18 protein-coding genes are annotated in these 18,814 nt (G+C 70.5%); 15 read left to right on the plus strand and 3 right to left on the minus strand.

Going from position 1 to position 18,814, the window contains the following annotated elements; all coding sequences use genetic code 11:
- From VGF64_13100 to VGF64_13110, 3 genes are all read right to left on the minus strand, one after another.
- Window positions 1-225 (minus strand): hypothetical protein (locus VGF64_13100; protein ID HEY1635691.1); only part of this gene is annotated, 225 nt, incomplete at its 3' end.
- A gap of 63 nt (window positions 226-288) precedes the next feature.
- Entirely contained in the window at window positions 289-447 is a 159-nt protein-coding gene (locus tag VGF64_13105) for a hypothetical protein (GenBank protein HEY1635692.1), read from the minus strand.
- A 55-nt stretch (window positions 448-502) separates the two neighbouring features.
- A complete protein-coding gene (locus VGF64_13110; protein ID HEY1635693.1) occupies window positions 503-2,455 on the minus strand; it encodes an acyl-CoA dehydrogenase family protein in 1,953 nt (650 codons plus the stop codon).
- Between the two features lie 156 nt (window positions 2,456-2,611).
- On the opposite strand from VGF64_13110, the gene VGF64_13115 reads away from it, so the two are divergent.
- The 15 genes from VGF64_13115 to VGF64_13185 all read left to right on the plus strand — a co-directional run bounded on the left by VGF64_13115 (window position 2,612) and on the right by VGF64_13185 (window position 18,812).
- Window positions 2,612-3,205, plus strand: a complete 594-nt coding sequence (locus tag VGF64_13115) for a VOC family protein (GenBank protein ID HEY1635694.1) — start codon at window positions 2,612-2,614, stop codon at window positions 3,203-3,205.
- 101 nt (window positions 3,206-3,306) lie between these two features.
- A complete protein-coding gene (locus VGF64_13120; protein HEY1635695.1) occupies window positions 3,307-5,250 on the plus strand; it encodes a primary-amine oxidase in 1,944 nt (647 codons plus the stop codon).
- Window positions 5,251-5,405: 155 nt separating this feature from the next.
- Window positions 5,406-6,041: a CDP-alcohol phosphatidyltransferase family protein gene (locus VGF64_13125; protein ID HEY1635696.1), complete on the plus strand. Its 636-nt coding sequence runs from the start codon at window positions 5,406-5,408 to the stop codon at window positions 6,039-6,041.
- Window positions 6,038-8,524, plus strand: coding sequence for a sugar phosphate nucleotidyltransferase (locus tag VGF64_13130; GenBank protein ID HEY1635697.1), 2,487 nt, complete (start codon window positions 6,038-6,040; stop codon window positions 8,522-8,524). The genes VGF64_13125 and VGF64_13130 overlap by 4 nt, the downstream gene beginning before the upstream one ends.
- An 87-nt stretch (window positions 8,525-8,611) precedes the next feature.
- A complete protein-coding gene (gene gcvH, locus VGF64_13135) occupies window positions 8,612-8,992 on the plus strand; it encodes a glycine cleavage system protein GcvH (protein HEY1635698.1) in 381 nt (126 codons plus the stop codon).
- A 52-nt stretch (window positions 8,993-9,044) separates the two neighbouring features.
- A complete protein-coding gene (locus VGF64_13140; protein HEY1635699.1) occupies window positions 9,045-9,521 on the plus strand; it encodes an FHA domain-containing protein in 477 nt (158 codons plus the stop codon).
- A 10-nt stretch (window positions 9,522-9,531) separates the two neighbouring features.
- A complete protein-coding gene (locus tag VGF64_13145; GenBank protein ID HEY1635700.1) occupies window positions 9,532-10,893 on the plus strand; it encodes a MerR family transcriptional regulator in 1,362 nt (453 codons plus the stop codon).
- Window positions 10,890-11,453: a hypoxanthine phosphoribosyltransferase gene (hpt, locus tag VGF64_13150; protein HEY1635701.1), complete on the plus strand. Its 564-nt coding sequence runs from the start codon at window positions 10,890-10,892 to the stop codon at window positions 11,451-11,453. Before VGF64_13145 ends, hpt begins: the two co-directional genes overlap by 4 nt.
- A gap of 9 nt (window positions 11,454-11,462) precedes the next feature.
- A complete protein-coding gene (locus tag VGF64_13155) occupies window positions 11,463-11,963 on the plus strand; it encodes a bifunctional nuclease family protein (protein HEY1635702.1) in 501 nt (166 codons plus the stop codon).
- Window positions 11,964-12,124: 161 nt separating this feature from the next.
- Window positions 12,125-12,628 carry a MerR family transcriptional regulator gene (locus VGF64_13160; protein HEY1635703.1) on the plus strand — a complete coding sequence of 168 codons (504 nt, stop codon included), beginning with the start codon at window positions 12,125-12,127 and terminating at the stop codon, window positions 12,626-12,628.
- A 231-nt stretch (window positions 12,629-12,859) separates the two neighbouring features.
- Window positions 12,860-13,051: a hypothetical protein gene (locus tag VGF64_13165; protein HEY1635704.1), complete on the plus strand. Its 192-nt coding sequence runs from the start codon at window positions 12,860-12,862 to the stop codon at window positions 13,049-13,051.
- 74 nt (window positions 13,052-13,125) lie between these two features.
- Window positions 13,126-14,199: a glycine cleavage system aminomethyltransferase GcvT gene (gene gcvT / locus VGF64_13170; GenBank protein ID HEY1635705.1), complete on the plus strand. Its 1,074-nt coding sequence runs from the start codon at window positions 13,126-13,128 to the stop codon at window positions 14,197-14,199.
- Window positions 14,200-14,203: 4 nt separating this feature from the next.
- Window positions 14,204-15,547, plus strand: a complete 1,344-nt coding sequence (gene gcvPA / locus VGF64_13175; GenBank protein ID HEY1635706.1) for an aminomethyl-transferring glycine dehydrogenase subunit GcvPA — start codon at window positions 14,204-14,206, stop codon at window positions 15,545-15,547.
- Entirely contained in the window at window positions 15,547-17,127 is a 1,581-nt protein-coding gene (gene gcvPB, locus VGF64_13180; protein HEY1635707.1) for an aminomethyl-transferring glycine dehydrogenase subunit GcvPB, read from the plus strand. Before gcvPA ends, gcvPB begins: the two co-directional genes overlap by 1 nt.
- A 128-nt stretch (window positions 17,128-17,255) precedes the next feature.
- The gene (locus tag VGF64_13185; GenBank protein ID HEY1635708.1) at window positions 17,256-18,812 is read left to right on the plus strand and encodes a long-chain fatty acid--CoA ligase; all 1,557 of its coding nucleotides are present in this window, start codon (window positions 17,256-17,258) and stop codon (window positions 18,810-18,812) included.
- Window positions 18,813-18,814 lie beyond the last annotated feature (2 nt).

Genomic DNA, 18,814 nt, shown 5'->3' on the forward strand with positions numbered 1-18,814 from the left:
GAGCCGGGCGACGGCGCGGGGCCCGGCGGCGTGCTGCACACCGATCGATACGGGGTCTCTCCGTTCGCCCCGCCACTTGCCCGGCATCCACGTGCAGATGGGCACGGCGGGGCCGCTGGCCGAGAAGATCCCGAAGAGCGAAGACTCCTGGGGGACGTCGGTGTCCTCTTCGATGCCGGGATGGAAGTTGATCCATCCGCGGCGGCTGCCGGCGACGCGATCCATTCGAGCCAGGATCTCGGCTCGGGCGTCCGGCTGGAACTCCAGTGACTCGGGCGGGCCTTTCACTCAGACCAGTCCGAGCACCCGGCCGGCCGAGAAGATGGCGATGACCACCAGCACGGTCATGGCGATGGTGCAGAGCAGCTCGTAGCCCCGGCGGCGCAGGCCGAAGATCCCGACGCCCTGAGCCAGCACCAACGCCACGACGAAGACGGCGATCGTCATCGGCGAGCAGGATCGGCCCGGGGGGCGGGCCCGAGGGAGTGGCCGACCCGGGCGCTCAACGGCGGGGGCCGGTGGCAGCCACGCTCTCGGGACTCTCGGGCGCGGCGACCTTGGCCTCGACGTCGCCCTCGACGCTGGCAGTGCCGAGCATGGGGCCCTCGCCCGCGGGGTCGAGGATGCCGCCTTCCGCCCAGGTGTAGCGGCCCGTCAGCACGGCCTGGGCGGCGGCGTAGTTGTCGGAGTCGTCGTTGTGCCATAGCTCGTGGAAGAGCCGGTCGACCCGGCGGCGGGCGCCCGTGCAGAACAGATCGGCCAGCTCGAAGGCACCCTCGCCCTCCACCTCGCCGTCGTCGGTCAGCATCTGGGCGCGCACACACGCCGCGCTCATGGCGAACAGCTCGGCCCCGATGTCGACGATGCGACCGAGGAAAGCCTGCTTGCGCTCGAGCTTGCCCTGCCAGCGGGACATCCCGTAGAAGGTCGAGCGGGCGAGCTTGCGGCTGGAGCGTTCGACGAAGCGCAGGTGGGTCCCCAGCTCGCCGAACTCCGCGTAGCTGCGAGGGGACTGGCCCTGCCCGACCGCGAGCCGCGGCAACCACTTGCTGTAGAAGGCCCCCGCCTTGGCCGCCGTCTTGGCCTTGGTCCGGGCGTCGACCTCAGGATCGATGATGGCGCCGGCGACGGCGAGGTGCTGGTCGACGGCCTCCCGAGCGATCAGCAGCTTCATGATCTCGGAGGAGCCCTCGAAGATCCGGCAGATGCGGAGGTCTCGGAGGATCTGCTCGGCCGGGACCGGCTTCTCGCCACGGGCCTCGAGGGACGCTGCCGTCTCGAACCCTCGGCCGCCCCGGATCTGGACCATCTCGTCAGCGACCTGCCAGGCCATCTCCGAGCAGTACAGCTTGGCCAGGGCGGCCTCGATGCGGATGTCGTGCTGCTCGGCGTCGGCCAGGAGGCTGGACAGCTCCACCACGGCTTCCTCGGCGAAGGTCACGCCGGCCATGAAGGCGATCTTCTCGGCCACCGCCTCGTGCTTGCCGATCGGCATGCCCCACTGGACGCGCTCGTTGGCCCACTGGCGCACGATCTTGAGGGACAGCTTCGAGGACGCCGCGCAGGTGGCGGGGAGCGACAGACGCCCGGTGTTGAGCGTCTGCAGGGCGACCTTCAGGCCCCGACCCTCGCCGCCGACGACGTCGTCGACCGGCACGCGCACGTTCTCGAATCGGGTCACTCCGTTCTCGATGCCACGAAGGCCCATGAACTGGTTGCGGTGCAGCACTTTCACGCCGGGCGCGTGGGCATCGACGATGAAGGCGGTGATGCCACCGCGGTGCCCCTCGGAGCGGGGGACGGTGGCCATGACGACCAGGAGATCGGCGATGACGCCGTTCGTGGTCCACAGCTTCTCGCCGTTGATGAGATAGGCCGAGCCGTCCTCGGTGGGGACGGCGCTGCAGTGCATCCGGGCCGGGTCGCTCCCGACGTCGGGCTCGGTGAGCAGAAAGGCGCTGATCTGATCGCGGGCCACACGGGGCAGGTACTTGCGCTTCTGCTCGGGGGTGCCGAACAGCTTGAGCGGCTGGGGCACCCCGATCGACTGGTGGGCGCTGAGCAGCGTGCTGATCGCCGAGTGGTAGGTGACCGCCATGGCCAGGGCGCGGTTGTAATAGACGTACGACAGCCCCAGGCCGCCGTACTCCTCGTCGATCTTCATGCCCAGGGCGCCCAGGTCGCAGAGGCCCTTGATGACGCTCTCGGGGATCTTGGCGTCGCGCTCGATGACGGCGGGGTCGACCTCCTCTCGCAGGAAGGCCTCCAGGCGGGCCAGGAAGGCCTCGCCCTTGGCCCTGTCCTCGGCGGACGGACGGGGATGGGGGTGGACCATCTCCAGCTTGAAGCGGCCCAGGAACAGCTCCTTGGCGAAGCTGGGCTGGTCCCACTCCTGCTGCCGGGCGGCCTCGGCGACGTCGCGGGACTGCTTCTCGGTGACGGCTCGAGTGTTCAAGGCCTTGACCCTCCTCGATGCGGGCAACGAAGACGAACGAGACCCGGTAGGCCTTCGCCCCGTCTTGTACCCGCCCTGGTCGGCGCCCATGTCGGGCCCGTCCATATTGCCACTCCACCAGCCGACGGCGGCATCTCCCCGTCGTAGAATTGGGATATGAGCACCGAAACCACGGGGGAGCCGCTGTCCGAGCAGCACCACGATCAGGAGGCCCCGCGTTGGCGGGGCATCAACCACCTGGCGCTGATCACCGATGACATGGACGCGACCGTGCGCTTCTATGACGGGGTGCTCGGCGCCCGACTGGTGGCCGATCTGGGTACCCGCTCGTTCCGCCACTATTTCTTCGAGTTCGGGGCCGGCAACACGGTCGCGTTCTTCGAGTACCAGGGAGTGAAGCTGGAGACGTTCGCCAAGCCGGCGGGGATCCCCGATCCCCGGGCCATCCAGTTCGACCACCTGTCGTTCAACCTGCCCGACGAGACCGCCCTGCTGGCCCTCCGGGACCGGCTGAAGGCCGCCGCTTGCGAGGTGACCGACCTGGTGGATCACGGCTTCCTCCGGTCGATCTACTTCACCGACCCGAACGGGATCGCCCTCGAAGCCTCGTACTGGGTGACCGACCCGACGGGACGGGCCGCCGACTACGCCGACGAGGGGCTCTTCGCCGACCCCGATCCGGTCCCTGCCGTGCGCGAGCTGCGGTCCGAGGGCCGGGTGCGGTCGGTCCCCTCCACCCGCCTCGCCTGAGTCCGTCCGGGGCAGCGAGGCCCGGCCAGGGAGCGCCTGAGCCGGGCCCGTCCGGGGCCGGGCACTAACGTGAGCCGTCCGAGCGAGGTCGGAGGATCGTGATGGAGGAAGGCCCCAGCGTGGCCGTGAAGGGCCCCGACGAGGCGCCTGCGGCCCACCCGCTCGACTCGCTGTCGGTGGCGGAGATCAGCGCCGCCTGCGCCATCGTGACAGAGGACCGCGGGTTGGTGGACGACGTCAGGTTCCCCTGGGTCACTCTGCACGAGCCGCCGAAGGACGTCGTGACGGGGTACCGGCCCGGCGACGACATCGATCGCCAGGCCGAGGTGGCGGTGTGCGAGCGGATCACCGGCGTGGTGCACGAGGCCGTGGTGTCGATCACCCGGTCGACAGTCCTTTCGTGGCAATCGGTGCCCGGCGCGGTCACCCCGCTGCTGGTCGACGAGCTCGTCTTCGCCTTCCAGGCCGTCAAGGCCGACGCCCGGTGGCAGGAGGCCATGCGGCGACGGGGGGTCACCGACCTCGAGCTGGTCCAGGTGGACCCGTGGCCGGCAGGCAACTTCGGGATCGCCGCAGAAGCGGGACGGCGTCTCGTTCGCTGCGTCTCCTACGTGCGGACCCACGCTGCCGACAACGGCTACGCCCGTCCCGTGGAGGGGCTCGTCGCCGTGGTCGACCTCGCCACCGCCGAGGTGATCGAGCTCGTGGACCGGGAGGTCGTCCCGGTCCCCGAGGCGGCCGGCAACTACGACCCGGCGTCGGTGGGCGAGCAACGACAGGGCCTGCGGCCGCTCGTCATCTCCCAACCGGAGGGCCCCAGCTTCGTGGTCGAGGGATCCGAGATCCGCTGGCAGCGTTGGCGCCTGCGGGTATCCGTCCATCCCATCGAGGGCGTCGTGCTCCACACCGTCGGCTACGAGGACGGCGGACGGGTCCGACCGATCCTCCACCGGGCCTCGATCGCCGAGATGGTTGTCCCCTACGGGGACACCTCCACCAACCACTGGTGGAAGAACGCCTTCGACGTCGGCGAGTGGGGGCTGGGCAAGATGATGCAGAGCCTCACCCTCGGCTGCGACTGCCTGGGCGAGATCCGCTACCTCGACGCCGTCGTCGGTGACGATCGGGGCGGGGCCCGCACGATCTCCAACGCCGTCTGCCTGCACGAGGAGGATTACGGGATCCTCTGGAAGCATGTCGATCTCTGGAGCGGCGCCTCCGAGGTGCGCCGGTCCCGGCGGCTGGTGATCTCGTTCATCGCCACCGTGGGGAACTACGAGTACGGCTTCTACTGGTACCTCTATCTCGACGGCACCATCCAGCTCGAGGTGAAGCTGACGGGCATCATCCAGACGTCGGCTCGCGAGCCCGGCCACCGCCCGGCCTTCGGCGAGGTCGTCGGTCCCGAGCTCTACGCGCCGAACCACCAGCATCTGCTCTGCGCCCGGCTCGACTTCGACCTGGACGGCCGGTCGAACTCGGTCTACGAGCTGGACGCCGTCAGCCTCCCGCCCGGTGAGGACAATCCCGAGGGGAGCGCCTTCCGCTCTCGGGCCACCCTGCTCGCGTCGGAGTCGGAGGCCCAGCGCATGATCGATCCGCTCGCCGCTCGCAGCTGGAAGGTCGTCAACCAGTCCTCGCTGAACGGCCTCGGCCAGCCGGTGGGCTACAAGCTGATCCCCGGCCAGTCGACCTGCCTGCTGGCGCAGCCGTCGTCGAGCGTCGGTCGCCGGGCCGCGTTCGCGTCGAAGAGTCTCTGGGTGACCCCCTTCGATCCGGCCGAGCGCCGCCCGGCGGGGGACTACCCGAACCAGAGCAGCGGCGGCGACGGGCTCCCGGCGTGGACGGCAGCGGACCGCCCGCTGGTCGACACCGACGTGGTCCTGTGGCACACGTTCGGCCTCACTCACGTGCCCCGACCCGAGGACTGGCCCGTCGCCCCTGTCGATTATGCGGGGTTCGTCCTGAAGCCGGCCGGCTTCTTCGATCGCAACCCGGCGCTGGATGTGCCCCCGACGACGAACGGACACTGCTCCAGCGAGTGAGGGCGCGTTCCGCATCTGGTCGAAACGGGTCACCGCGCCGGTGAGGGTCGCGCCCACTTTCGACCAGATGTGGAACAAGACTGATGGGAGTGCCCGCGGCCGACGGGCTCACGACGGACCCCTCGCCCGGCCACCCGGTCCGTAGACTCGGGTCGATGGGTACCCGCGGCGACAGCGACGCCGGGGGGGATCGCGTCCTCACCATCCCCAATGCCGTCACCGCGGCCCGTCTCGCTGCTGTGCCGGTATTCCTGTGGCTCCTGTTCGGAGTGCAGAACCGGGTGGCCGCGGCGGCGCTGCTGGCCGTGCTGGGGGCCACCGACTGGGTCGACGGGTGGCTCGCCCGTCGGCTCGGTCAGGTCTCCACGCTGGGAAAGGTGCTCGACCCGGTGGCGGACCGTGTCCTGCTCGGGGTCGGCGTGGTGGCGATCACAGTCGACGGGTCCGTACCCCTGTGGCTGGGTGTCGCCGTGTTGGCGCGCGAGGCACTTGTGTCGGCGGCCGTCCTGGCCCTGGCCGCCGCGGGAGCGGCCAGGATCGACGTGGTGTGGGTCGGCAAGGCGGGCACGTTCGGCCTGATGGTCGCCTTCCCGCTGTTCCTGGTGGCGGGGCCGTCGGCGTCGTGGCCCAACGCGGCGCTGGTCGCGGCGTGGGTGTGCGCGGTGCCCGCGCTGATCCTGTCGTGGTACGCAGCCGGCACCTACATCCCGCTCGCCCGGGGTGCGCTCGCTCGAGGACGCCGACCCGGTAGGTCGTCCGGCGGGAGCGCTCGGGTAGGGTCGAGACCGTGAAGGCGGTGATCATGGCGGGCGGGGAGGGCACGCGTCTGCGCCCGCTGACGTCCAACCAGCCCAAGCCCATGCTGCCCATGGTGAACCGCCCGATGATGGAGCACATCGTGGGGCTGCTCAGGGAGCACGGCTTCGACGACATCGTCGTGACCGTCGCCTTCCTGGCCAACGCCGTGCGGACCTACTTCGGTGACGGATCCGAGTTCGGCGTCAGGATGGTCTACGCCACCGAGGAGACTCCCCTCGGCACCGCGGGCTCGGTGCTCAACGCCAGGGACGAGCTCGACGAGCGCTTTCTCGTGATCTCCGGAGACGTGCTCACCGACATCGACCTCTCGGCGATCATGGCCTTCCACGAGGAGCGGCGGGCCCTGGTCACCATCGGGCTCAAGGCCATGGAGAACCCCCTCGAGTTCGGCATCGTCATCACCAACGAGGACGGCTCCATCGATCGATTCCTGGAGAAGCCCACCTGGGGGCAGGTGTTCAGCGACACGGTCAACACCGGGATCTACGTCCTCGAGCCCGAGGTGTTCGACTTCGTCGAGTCGGGGCGCCCAGTCGACTTCTCGGGCGAGGTGTTCCCGGCACTGCTGGCGGCGGGCGAGCCGCTGTACGGCTACGTCGCCGAGGGGTACTGGGAGGACGTCGGCAACGCCGAGGCCTACGTCCGGGCCCACCAGGACGTGCTCGACAACAAGGTGGTCATCGACGTGCCCGGCTTCTCCATGCGACCGGGCGTGTGGATCGGCGAGGGTGCCGAGGTGCACCCCTCGGCTCACATCGACGGTCCTGTGGTGATCGGCGACTACTGCCGCATCGGCCCCGGTGCCCATCTTGGCGACCACACGGTGCTCGGCGGCAACGTGCTCGTCGGACCGGACGCCTCCCTGCAGCGGGCCATCGTCCACGAGAACTCGTACCTGGGGCAGGGGGTGAGCCTGCGGGGGTGCGTCCTCGGGCGGGCCAATGACCTCCGGCAGGGGGTGCGGTGCGAAGAGGGCGTGGTCCTGGGCGACGAGTGCTTCGTGGGCGAGCAGGCGGTCATCAACCCCGGGGTGAAGGTCTACCCGTCGAAGACGGTGGAGGCCGGCGCCACGGTCAGCTCCTCGATCGTGTGGGAGTCACGCGGGACCCGCAGCCTGTTCGGGCGGGTGGGCGTCACCGGCCTGGCGAACGTGGACATCAGTCCCCAGCTGGCGGTCCGGGTGGCCATGGCCTACGCCACGACCCTCAAGCGGGGCAGCACCGTGACGACCTCGCGCGACTCGAGCCGAGCGGCCCGGATGCTCAAGCGGGCGATCATGGTCGGGCTCAACGCGGCCGGTGTGAACGCCGACGACCTGGAGGTCGCCACCCTTCCGGTCACCCGGTTCCAGGTGCGGCGGGGATCGAGCCAGGGCGGCATCAGCGTGCGGTTGTCTCCCGGGGACCCGCAAGCGGTCCTGATCCGGTTCTTCGACGACACCGGCGTTGACGTCGACGAGACGACACAGCGCAAGATCGAGCGCCTCGTGAACCGCGAGGATTTTCGTCGGGTGCCGGCGGCCGAGATCGGCGACCTCGGCTTTCCGCCCAGGACCCTCGAGTTCTACACCGCGGCGCTCATGGACAGCATCGACCTCGATGCGGTGCGGGCCGCCCGGTTCAAGCTGGTCGTCGACTACGCCTACGGCACGGCGAGCTTCGTGATGCCAAATGTGCTGGCCCGGCTCGGCGCCGACGTCCTTGCGGTCAACCCCTACGCCTCGACCGAGGGCGCAGTGGCCTTCGATCGGGAGACGCACGCACGCCAGGTGGGCCAGATGGTCCAGAGCTCGGGCGCCCATCTCGGTGCCGTGATCTTCCCTGACGGCGAGCGACTGGTGATCGTCGACGACGCCGGCCACGTGCTGAGCGATGACGAGGCGCTGCTGGCGCTGCTGCGACTGGTGGTGACCAGCCGGGATCGACCGCGCGTGGCGCTGCCGGTCGTCGCCAGCCGGGCCGCCGAGGTCATCTGCGCCGAGGCCGGGGCCGAGGTCGTCTGGACCAAGACCTCCACCGCCCATCTGATGGAGGTCGCCGCCGAGGAGCAGGTCGACTTCGCCGGAGGGCGCGAGAGCGGGTTCGCCTTCCCGGCCTTCCTCCCCGCCTACGACGCCGCCGCCACGCTGGTCAACCTGCTGGCCATGCTGGCGAGCGGCGGGATCCGACTCTCGAAGGTCGTCGGCCAGTCCTCGCCCGTCCACATGGCCCACCAGCGGGTGATCACTCCCTGGGAGCAGAAGGGCCTGGTCATGCGCACGCTGGTGGAGAACCTCAAGGACCGGGAGCTGGTCCTCGTCGACGGGGTCAAGGTGCTGGAGGACGACGGGTGGGCCCTGGTCCTGCCCGACCCCGAGCATCCCGTCACCCACGTATGGGCCGAGGCGGCGGACGACCGGGCCGCCTCGACGCGGGCCGAGGAGTACGCGTCGCTCGTCCGTGAGCTGCTCCGGTAGCGCCGACGGAAGCTGCCCTCGGGAGAACGCCGACCCGGCGGCGGCGCGCTGGACCGGGCAGGTCGCGGTATCGGGTAGCTTCCTGCCATGAATGTGCCCGACGGCCTCCGCTACACCTCCGACCACGAGTGGGCCCGTCTCGAGGACGGCAAGGTGCGGGTCGGGATCACCGACTACGCCCAGGACGCCCTGGGTGACGTGGTGTTCGTCCAGCTCCCGGAGCAAGGGGCGACCGTCGAGGGATCGGCGGTGTTCAGCGAGGTCGAGTCGACGAAGTCGGTCTCGGACATCTACGCGCCCGTGGCTGGCGTGGTGGTCGAGGTCAACACGGAGCTCGCCGACGCTCCGCAGCGCGTCAACGAGGACCCGTACGGCGAGGGCTGGATCTGCGTGATCGAGCCGCGGGAGCCCGGCGAGGTCGCCGGGCTCCTTGACGCCGAGGCCTATCGTCAGCTGATCTCGAGCTAGTCCGATCACCACCCGGTGAGCGGCGGACCGTCAAGGAGTACGGTTGACTCCGATGTTCTGCAACAACTGCGGTCACCGCAACCCACCCGACGCCAAGTTCTGCTCGTCGTGCGGAGCGGTGCTGCCCGGGTCCGCCGACGATACGACGGTGACGTTCCTGCCTGTCGAGGGTGGCGGAGAGGTGGCCGAGGAGGAGGTCGGCGTCACGCTTCCGGAGCTGCCCCAAGGCACGGGCATGCTCGTGGTCAAGCGCGGTCCCAACGCCGGCTCGAAGTTCATGCTGGACGAAGACGTCACCCGGGCCGGACGTCACCCGGAGAGCGACATCTTCCTCGATGACATCACGGTGTCCCGACGTCACGCCGAGTTCGCGCGTCGCGAGCGCGGCTATCTCGTACGGGACGTAGGCTCTCTCAACGGCACGTACCTGAACCGGGAGCGCATCGAGGAGGCTGAGCTCGCCAGTGGAGACGAGGTCCAGATAGGTAAGTTCAAGCTCGTCTATTTGGCGGGGGCGGCGGAAGGGTAAGGCGGTCGGCTTGGCGGAGCGGACGTATCTCTCGATCGGGGACGTGTTGTCCCTGTTGAAGGACGAGTTTCCCGACATCACCATCTCGAAGATCAGGTTCCTCGAGAGCCAGGGTCTCCTCGACCCTGAACGCACCCCGTCGGGGTACCGGAAGTTCTACGAGGAGGATGTCGACCGGCTTCGGTGGATCCTGCGCCAGCAGCGCGAGAACTTCCTGCCCCTCAAGGTCATCAAGGGCCGTCTGCGCCGCAACGGCGGCTTGGCCGAGGGTGAGTCCCCCGACCCCGATCGCGTTGATCCTGCTGGCAGGGCGGGTGCCGGTGCAGGGGTCGGTGTGGCCCGCAAGGCGACCGGCTCGCGGTCCGTGGCCGGCGTGGCGGCGATTGCGACCCTCCGACCCCGCGAGGCCGGGACGGCGGGTACGCCCGCGCAGGGTCCGGGTGAGCGCCCGAGGGGCGCAGCGGGCGGCGCTCGCGTGCACCAGGGTCCGGAGGGCGGCCAGGACGAGCCGGCCGAGGGTGCGCACGACCTGGATCGGGAGCCGCCGGCCCAGGAGGGGCGTGCCCGGGAGGCCCGTGCCCGGGAGCGGACAGGACAGACGTCGACGCCGTCGCCCACCGGAGTACGGAGCCGCTTCGGGGTTCCCTCCCAGCAGCGGGGCGGTCGCCCTGACGCCGGGGCCCTGCCGGCCGACACCCGAGGGCGGGGCGGGTCACCAGGCCGCTCGGCCCCGGCGACACCCGGCGCAGGAGTCCGGCCCGACGACGCCACCCTCCCGAGAAGCCGGCCCGACGATACTGGCGGCCCGGGAAGCCGGCCCGACGACACCGTCGGCCCGAGAAGCCGGCCCGACGACACTGCCGGCCCGGGAGGTCGGCCCGACGACACTGCCGGCCCAGCCGGCAGGCGGGAGGGGTCAGCGGGCCCGCGGCCAGCGCCTCCGGAGACGACCGAGGAGCAGTCGGGCGGTCCGCTCTCTATCGGCCTGTCGGGCGTGAACCTCACCGCGGGCGAGCTGTCGGAGGCGAGCGGCCTGAGCGAAGAGGATCTTCGCGAGCTGGAGCGCTATGGCCTCCTCGTCGGGCGGCCGGTCGGTGACACGGTCTACTTCGACGAGGAGTCCTTGACGGTCGCCCGCCTGTCGGCGGGGTTTCGTCGGTTCGGTATCGAGGCCCGACACCTGCGCATGTACCGCACGGCGGCCGACCGTGAGGCGTCATTCTTCGAGCAGATCGTCATGCCGATGCTCAAGCAGCGGAACCCCGTGGCCAGACGGCGCGCCGTGGAGACCCTGACCGAGCTGGCGCGCCTCGGCCAGGGGCTCCGAGGCTCACTCTTGCGGAGCGCCCTGAGGGACAACACCGGGGGGTGACACCGGCATCGGCCCGGGTCCTCATCGATAGCGACGAGCTCAGGACCAGGGTGTCCCGCCTGGGGGCAGAGCTGTCGGCGGCGTACCCAGGCGGCATGGTGCTCGTTGCGGTGCTCAAAGGCAGCGTGTGCTTTCTGGCCGATCTCGTGCGCTCCGTCACCGTGTCATGCCAGATCGACTTCCTCGCCATCTCGTCCTACGCCGAAGGGACCGGACGGGTCCGAATCGTGAAGGACCTCGACACCGACATCTCCGGACAGGAGGTGGTGCTCGTCGAGGACATCGTCGATACCGGCCTCACGCTGACCTACATTCTCGGCGAGCTCGAGCGGCGCGGCCCGCGTTCGCTCGCGGTGTGCGCACTCTTGGACAAGACCGCTCGTCGCATCGTGCCCACGCCGATCCAATACGTCGGTTTTGCCATCGAGGACGAGTTCGTCCTCGGCTACGGCCTCGACTACGCCGAGCGCTACCGCAACCTCGACCGGGTCGTGGCCGGTGACCTCGCTGCGCTCCGGGTGGAGCCCGACGCGCATGTCGAAGAGCTGTTCTCACGCTAAGTTGCTTCTATGGTCGAGGTGCACTTGGCAGCCGTGCGGGTTGACCTCCAGTCGAACACGCCGGTGGTGCTGCTCCAGGAGACCGAGGGCGCCAGGCGGACGCTGCCGATCTTCATCGGGGCCCCCGAGGCCACGGCGATCGCCTTCGCTCTCCAGGGGGTGACCACCCCCCGACCGATGACCCACGACCTGATGAGGGACATGCTGGCCGCCCTGGGGGCCAGCGTGGAGCGGGTTGTGATCACCGAGCTCAGATCGGCGACCTATTACGCCGAGCTGCAGCTCCGGATGGGCGACCAGAGCCCGACGGTGTCCAGCCGTCCGTCGGACGCCATCGCCCTCGCCGCCCGCCTGGGGACCCCCCTGTACGTGGCCGACGACCTCCTCGACGCGGAGGGCGTGGTCCTCCAGACAGAGGACGAGGACGACGAGCCGGCCAACCCCGAGGAGCTGGTGGGCGAGTTCCGCCAGTTCCTGCAGAACATCCGGCCCGAGGACTTCAGCTCCTAGCCGGGTCGCCGGAGGCCGCCCGGCGCGTCGTTGACGCCATCCAGGGGGGAGCGTACGCTGTGACAACGGCGTAACTACGTCGATGTGAGTGTCACGGCCCGAGCGACTGATGCCTGGTCAGGGTTCCGTCGAGGGGTCAGTCGACCGGGAGGCAGCACGCCATGGCAGAAGACGGGTTTCGCGGGCCGCAGGTCTGTGCGATCGTCGGTATCACCTACCGCCAGCTCGACTACTGGGCGAGAACCGATCTTCTGGTCCCGTCCATCTCGGAGGCCCGGGGGAGCGGGACCCAGCGGCGGTACTCCTACCGGGACCTGCTCGAGCTCAAGGTCATCAAGCAATTGCTGGATGCCGGCGTGTCCCTCCAGTCGACCCGCCGGGCCATCCAGTGCCTCCGGGACAACCTGGGCGAGGACGTCGCCTCGGCGAACCTGGTCCTCGGGGGATCGGACTCGCTCCTTGCCCACTCGGGAGAGCAGGTCGTCGACCTGCTGAAGGGTGGCCAGGGCGTGCTCAACATCGTCCCCCTGGCCGGCGTCAAGGAGGCGATCGACGCCGCCATCCTGCGGCTGGCGCCCGAGGGCGAGGCACCCGCTCAGCACGCGAGCGGGACCACCGAGCAGACCGAGCCGGTCGCCAGATCCGCGGTCGGCCAAGGGGGGTAGGGCACCCTGGACAGAAGCGGCCTCCCATACGAGAGCGTCCGCTTCGCCCACAACTCGGAGCGGCAGTTTGCCAAGCTCCTCGACTTCTACGGGATCATCTGGCAGTACGAGCCCGTCGAGTTCACCCTGGAGCGGGACACCAATGGCGCACCCGCCGCGGCTCTCCGGCCCGACTTCTATCTGCCCGCGTACGACCTCTACATCGAGATCACCACCCTCAACCAGCGTCTGGTGACGAAGAAGAACGCCAAGGTGCGACGTCTCCGCCAGCTGCACCCCGAGGTGAAGATAAAGATCTTCTACCAGCGTGACTATCTGAACCTCCTGGTCAAGTACGGCCTGGAAGAGCCCTCGCAGTTGGCCGACGCCGGCCTCGACACGGTCGAGCCCCGTCCCCTCTCCTTCGAGCCCGAGGACGACTAGCCCGGCTCGGGAGGCCGGCGCAAGGACGCTGCGCTCGGCTGGGCACACCCTGGGGAGGCCGTAGGCTGGCGGGCGTGACAACCCAGCGCTCGCCGTTGGCAGCCGCCCATGAGTCGCTCGGCGCGCGCTTTGTCGACTTCGGCGGATGGGAGATGCCGATCTCCTATCCGGCGGGGACGGTGGCCGAGCATCGGGCGTGCCGGAGCGCCGCCGTCGCCTTCGACGTGAGTCACCTGGGCACGGTGCGAGTCGAAGGGCGTGACGCCTTCGAGCGGCTCCAGCGCAGCCTGACCAACGACCTTCGGCGCATCGGTCCCGGCCGAGCGCAGTACACCCATCTCCTCGACGAGGCCGACGGCTCGGTGATCGACGACATCATCGTGTGGTGGGTCGCGCCGACCCGCTTCGACGTGATGCCCAATGCCTCGAACACCGCCAGCGTCAGGGGTGCCCTGGGCGGTCCCGACGTGACCCGTGAGCGGGCGGTGATCGCCATACAGGGGCCGACCGCCCGCCAGCAGCTGGCGTCCGTGAGCACGGCCGCGGCGACGGTGTCCCGCTTCGGGGTGGCTGTCTTCGACTGGGACGGCGCCGACTGCGTGGCCGCTGGGACCGGTTACACGGGCGAGGACGGCGTCGAGTGCGCCGTGCCGGTTGCCCGGGCGGAGGCCTTCTGGTGGGCCGTGCTGGACCAGGGGGTGGTCCCTGCCGGGCTCGGCGCGCGCGACACGCTCCGGCTGGAGGCGGGCCTGCCCCTGCACGGTCATGAGCTGGGACCGGGGATCACCCCCCTCCAGGCCGGGTTGGGCTGGGTGGTCGGCTGGGACAAGGGGGAGTTCCGGGGGCGGGAGGCCCTCGAGGCCGAGCGCCGCCGGGGGATCGCTCGGCGACTCCGGGGATTGGTGACCGAGGGGCGCCAGCCTCCTCGCGACGGCAACGACGTGCGCGATGGTGACCGGCTCCTCGGCCGGGTGACGAGCGGGAACTACTCTCCCGTGCTCGAGCGGGGGATCGGGATGGCCCTGGTCGCGCCGGACGTCGAGCCCGGCGCGGCGGTGACGATCGACGTGCGTGGGCGACCAGTCGATGCCAGCGTCGTGACGCTGCCCTTCGTCGGTCCCCGCGCCACCGCGAGAAGGGGTGTGTGAGCCAGTGGGTCACTACGTTCCGCACACCGACGCCGAGATCGACGTCATGCTGGCCGCCTTGGGGCTGACGTCGGTGGAGGAGCTGTTCGCTTCCGTCCCCCAGGCGCTCCGCCTGGCCGGCGGGCTCGATCTGCCCGCGGGGCTGGGCGAGCCGGACGTGCTGGCTCGGCTCGAAGAGCTGGCCGGGCGCAACCAGGTGGACGGACGGGACCTGGTCTGCTTCGCCGGGGCGGGCGCCTATGACCACGAGGTACCTGCGGCGACCCGGTCGCTGGCCGGCCGGGCCGAGTTCGTCACCGCCTACACGCCGTATCAGCCCGAGGTGGCCCAGGGCGTGCTCCAGGCCCTGTTCGAGTTCCAGACCATGATCGCCCGGCTGGCCGGTGTCGGCATCGCCAACGCCTCCTTGTACGACGGCGCCAGCGCCACCGTGGAAGCGGTGAACCTGGCCACGTCCTCCACCCGTCGGTCGACGGTGTGGATCTCCGAGGGCGTGCACCCGCACTGGCGCCAGGTCGTGAGGACGTTCGCCGCCGGAGAGGGTCGCGAGGTGGTCGAGATCCCCCTCGACGACGGCGTGACGGCGTGGCCGGACGAGCCGCACGACGTCGGCGCCGTCATCACCGCCTACCCGAACTACCTGGGCTGCCTGGAGGACCTCGGTCGGGCTCGGCAGGTGGCCGACGGCGCCGGGGCGCCGCTCGTCGTGGCCTTCGACCCGGTGGCGGCCGGACTGCTCCGCTCACCGGGGTCGTGGGGAGCCGACGTGGTGGTGGGCGAGGGTCAGGCCTTCGGGACGGCGCTCAATTTCGGCGGCCCCTACCTGGGGCTCTTCGCGTGCACCGAGGAGCACGTGCGCCGCCTGCCCGGCCGCCTGGTGGGCGAGACGGTCGACACGGAGGGCCGCCGTGCCTACGTCACCACGCTGCGGACCAGGGAACAGGACATCCGCAGGGAGCGGGCGTCGTCGAACGTCTGCACCAACCAGACTCTGATGGCCGTGACGGCGGCGATCCAGCTCGGGTGGCTGGGCACGGGCGGGCTCGTCGAGGTGGCTCTCCGCTGCGCCCGGGGTGCCCGCTACTGCCGTGAGGCGCTGCTCGCGGTCGACGGCGTCGAGCCACTCGTCTCGGCGCCCGTCCTGCGCGAGTTCGCCGTCCGGGCCCCCGTCGACGGCGAGGTGCTCGTCGAGCGGCTGGCCGAGGAGGGCTTCCTCGCCGGGGTGCCGCTCGGGCCCGGTCTGGAGGCCAGTGGGTGCGAGGGTGGCTTGCTCGTGGCGGTCACCGAGCGCCGGACGAGGGAGGAGATCGACGCCTTCGCCGCCGCCTTCGAGAAGGCCGTGCGGTGATGGACCGGGAGGGCGCGGGCGCCGCCACCAGCGCCGGGACGAGCGCCGCCACCGACCCCGCCGGGGGGCGGGCCTCGAGCGCGCCGCTCATGGGTCGGGAGTCCGAGCCGACCATCTTCGAGCTCTCGCAGCCCGGCCGGCGGTCATGGTCCCTGCGCACCACGGGTGTACCAGAGTGGTCGGCGCCGGAGCTGGTGCCCGAGGCGCACCTGCGGTCCGAGCCGGTCGAGGTGGCCGAGGTGTCCGAGCGCGACCTCGTGGCGCACTTCACCCGGCTCTCGCACCGGCAGTACGCGGTGGACGTCGGGGCCTATCCCCTCGGGTCGTGCACGATGAAGTACAACCCCAAGCTGTGCGACGAGGTCGCCTCCCTCCCCGGCCTGACCCGCGCCCACCCCGCTGCTCCCGCGTCACTGGTGCAGGGGTGGCTGGAGCTGCTGGTCGCGCTGGAGGAAGCCCTGTGCAAGGTGACAGGGATGACGGCGGCCACCTTGCAGCCGGCGGCGGGCGCGGCCGGCGAGCTCACCGGGTTGATGCTGATGCGGGCCTGGCACTCGGCGCAGGGGAACGGGTCAGGGCGGCGACGGGTGATCATCCCCGACTCCGCCCACGGGACCAACCCGGCCTCGGTCACCCTCGGCGGCTACGAGGTGACGACGGTTGCCTCCGATGCCAGAGGTTGCGTCGACGTGGACGCCCTCGAGGCCGTACTCGACGACACGGTGGCTGGCATCATGCTCACCAACCCGAACACCCTCGGGCTGTTCGAGGAGGACATCGCCACCATCGCCGCGGCCGTGCACGACGTCGGTGGGTTGCTCTACTACGACGGGGCCAATCTCAACGCCATCCTCGGTGTGGCCCGCCCCGGCGACATGGGCTTCGACATCGTGCACATGAACCTGCACAAGACGTTCGCCACGCCCCACGGCGGCGGGGGACCGGGCGCAGGGCCGGTGGCGGTATCGGAGCGGCTGGCGCCCTTCCTGCCCGGACCGCGTCCCGTGCGCCGTCCCGGCGGCCAGGAGGACCAGGCCGACGGCTACGGGTGGGAGATGCCGGAGCGCTCCATCGGCCGGGTGCACTCCTGGCACGGCAACGCCGTGGTCCTGGCCCGGGCGTACGCCTACGTCCTCGCCAACGGCGGTGACGGCCTGCGGCGGGTGGCCGACGCCGCCGTGCTCAACGCCAACTGGCTGCGCCAGCGCCTGCGCGGCTCCTACGACATCCCCTACGACCGGCCCAACATGCACGAGCTGGTGATCTCGGCCGCCAACCTGAAGCGGCGCAGCGGCGTCAAGGCGCTCGACGTGGCGAAGCGACTGCTGGAGGAGGGCTTCCACTCTCCGACGGTGTACTTCCCGCTGACCGTCGAGGAGGCCCTCATGATCGAGCCGACCGAGACCGAGAGCCCGCAGACGCTCGAAGCCCTGGGCCACGCCCTCGAGGTCATCGCCGCCGAGGCCCTCGGTGGCGATCCCGGCCCGGCGAAGGCGGCGCCGCGGACCACGCCGGTCTCCCGGGTCGACGAGGCCCGGGCGGCCCGCCAGCTCGTTCCGACCTGGGACGCCCGGGGCTGAGCAGGCCGCGGGTCCGGACGGCGGCGCCCTCGCGTGCGGCGCCCTTTCCGGGGGTCGCCTCGGCGGCGCTGCGGCTCCCAGCGGGGCTGGCCTATGGTCGGCGGACGCAGGACTAGAGAGGAGTCGTGATGGCCCCGAACGTCGACGTCAGCCTGGGCAGCTGGTTCGCGAGGCGGGCGGCCGCCACCCCGGACCGCCCGGCGATCAGCTTCGAGGGGACCACACGCACCTACGCCCAGTTCCTCGATCGAGTCGATCGCCTGGCGGCCGGCCTGCGGGCTGGCGGCGTCAGCCACGGCGACAGGGTCGGGTTCCTCGGGCTCAACTCGCCGGCGTTCCTCGAGGCGATGTTCGCCGCGTCCCGCCTGGGGGCGAGCTTCGTGCCCCTGAACTTCCGCCTCACCGGCCCCGAGCTGGCCTTCATCATCGGCGACGCCGGGATCCACACCCTGGTGGCTGACGGCCCGCACCGTGCGGTCGCCGACTCGGTGCGCCCACGCGTGCCGGTGCGTCGCTACCTGGGAGCCGACCACGTGGTCGCCGACGGGTGGGAGCTGCTCGAGGACGTCATCGCCAGCCACCGCCCGATCACCGCCACCGAGCCGATCGGCGACGACGAGGTCGCGGCCATCATGTACACCTCGGGCACGACCGGGCGGCCCAAGGGGGCCATGCTCACCCACGGCAACCTCTGGTGGAACAACATCAATGCCCTCCACACCCTTGACATCGTCCAGGACGACGTCACCCTCGTTGTCGCGCCGCTGTTCCACATCGGCGGCTTGAACGTCACCACGCTCGTCACCTGGCAGAAAGGTGGCGAGGTGGTGCTGCACCGCAGCTTCGACCCGGGCGCCTGCCTCGAGGCCATCGCCGGGCGCGACGTGACGACCATGTTCGCCGTGCCGGCGATGCTCCTGCTCATGAGCCAGCACCCCGGCTTCGGCGAGGCCGACCTCACCAGCCTGCGGATGGTGGTCTGCGGGGGAGCGCCCGTGCCCGAGGCGCTCATCAAGACCTACAACGGCGCGGGCGTTCCCATCAACCAGGGCTACGGCTTGACCGAGACGGCACCCCTCGTGACGTTCCTCACGCCGGAGTTCGCGCTGGAGAAGGTGGGGTCGGCCGGCCGGACTCCGCTGTTCACCGAGGTGCGACTGGCGGGGGCGCAGGGCGGCGTGGTGGTCGAGCCACTGGCCCGCGGCGAGGTGTGCGTGCGGGGACCCAACGTGATGAAGGGGTACTGGAACCAGCCTGAGGCCACGGCGGCCGCCATCGACAGCGAGGGCTGGTTCCACACCGGGGATCTCGGCTATGTCGACGAGGACGGGTTCCTCTTCATCGTCGATCGGGTGAAGGACATGGTGCTCACCGGTGGCGAGAACGTGTATCCGGCCGAGGTGGAGGGCGCGCTCTTCCAGCATCCGGCCGTCGCCGATGTCGCCGTCGTCGGTGTGCCCGACGAGCGCTGGGGAGAGACGGTGGTGGCGGTCGCGGTGGCGAAGGAGAACGCGTCGCTGACCCTGGAGGACCTGCGCGACGTCGCCGGCCGCTCCCTGGCCCGCTACAAGCTGCCGACCCGCTTGGAGGTGGTCGACGCCTTGCCTCGCAACCCGGCGGGAAAGATCCTCAAGTTCGAGCTCCGGGAGCGGCTCGGAGCGGGTCCGGACACGAAACGGAGCTGAGC

It is taken from the genome of Acidimicrobiales bacterium (genome assembly GCA_036491125.1).
GTDB lineage: Bacteria > Actinomycetota > Acidimicrobiia > Acidimicrobiales > AC-9 > AC-9.

Bases quoted from the DNA above. Each gene is read 5' to 3' on its own strand.
- VGF64_13105 (HEY1635692.1), bottom strand. From the start codon at position 447: ATGACGATCGCCGTCTTCGTCGTGGCGTTGGTGCTGGCTCAGGGCGTC.
- VGF64_13115 (HEY1635694.1), top strand. From the start codon at position 2,612: ATGAGCACCGAAACCACGGGGGAGCCGCTGTCCGAGCAGCACCACGAT.
- VGF64_13120 (HEY1635695.1), top strand. From the start codon at position 3,307: ATGGAGGAAGGCCCCAGCGTGGCCGTGAAGGGCCCCGACGAGGCGCCT.
- VGF64_13125 (HEY1635696.1), top strand. From the start codon at position 5,406: ATGGGTACCCGCGGCGACAGCGACGCCGGGGGGGATCGCGTCCTCACC.
- gcvH (HEY1635698.1), top strand. From the start codon at position 8,612: ATGAATGTGCCCGACGGCCTCCGCTACACCTCCGACCACGAGTGGGCC.
- VGF64_13140 (HEY1635699.1), top strand. From the start codon at position 9,045: ATGTTCTGCAACAACTGCGGTCACCGCAACCCACCCGACGCCAAGTTC.
- VGF64_13155 (HEY1635702.1), top strand. From the start codon at position 11,463: ATGGTCGAGGTGCACTTGGCAGCCGTGCGGGTTGACCTCCAGTCGAAC.
- VGF64_13160 (HEY1635703.1), top strand. From the start codon at position 12,125: ATGGCAGAAGACGGGTTTCGCGGGCCGCAGGTCTGTGCGATCGTCGGT.
- gcvPB (HEY1635707.1), top strand. From the start codon at position 15,547: ATGGACCGGGAGGGCGCGGGCGCCGCCACCAGCGCCGGGACGAGCGCC.
- VGF64_13185 (HEY1635708.1), top strand. From the start codon at position 17,256: ATGGCCCCGAACGTCGACGTCAGCCTGGGCAGCTGGTTCGCGAGGCGG.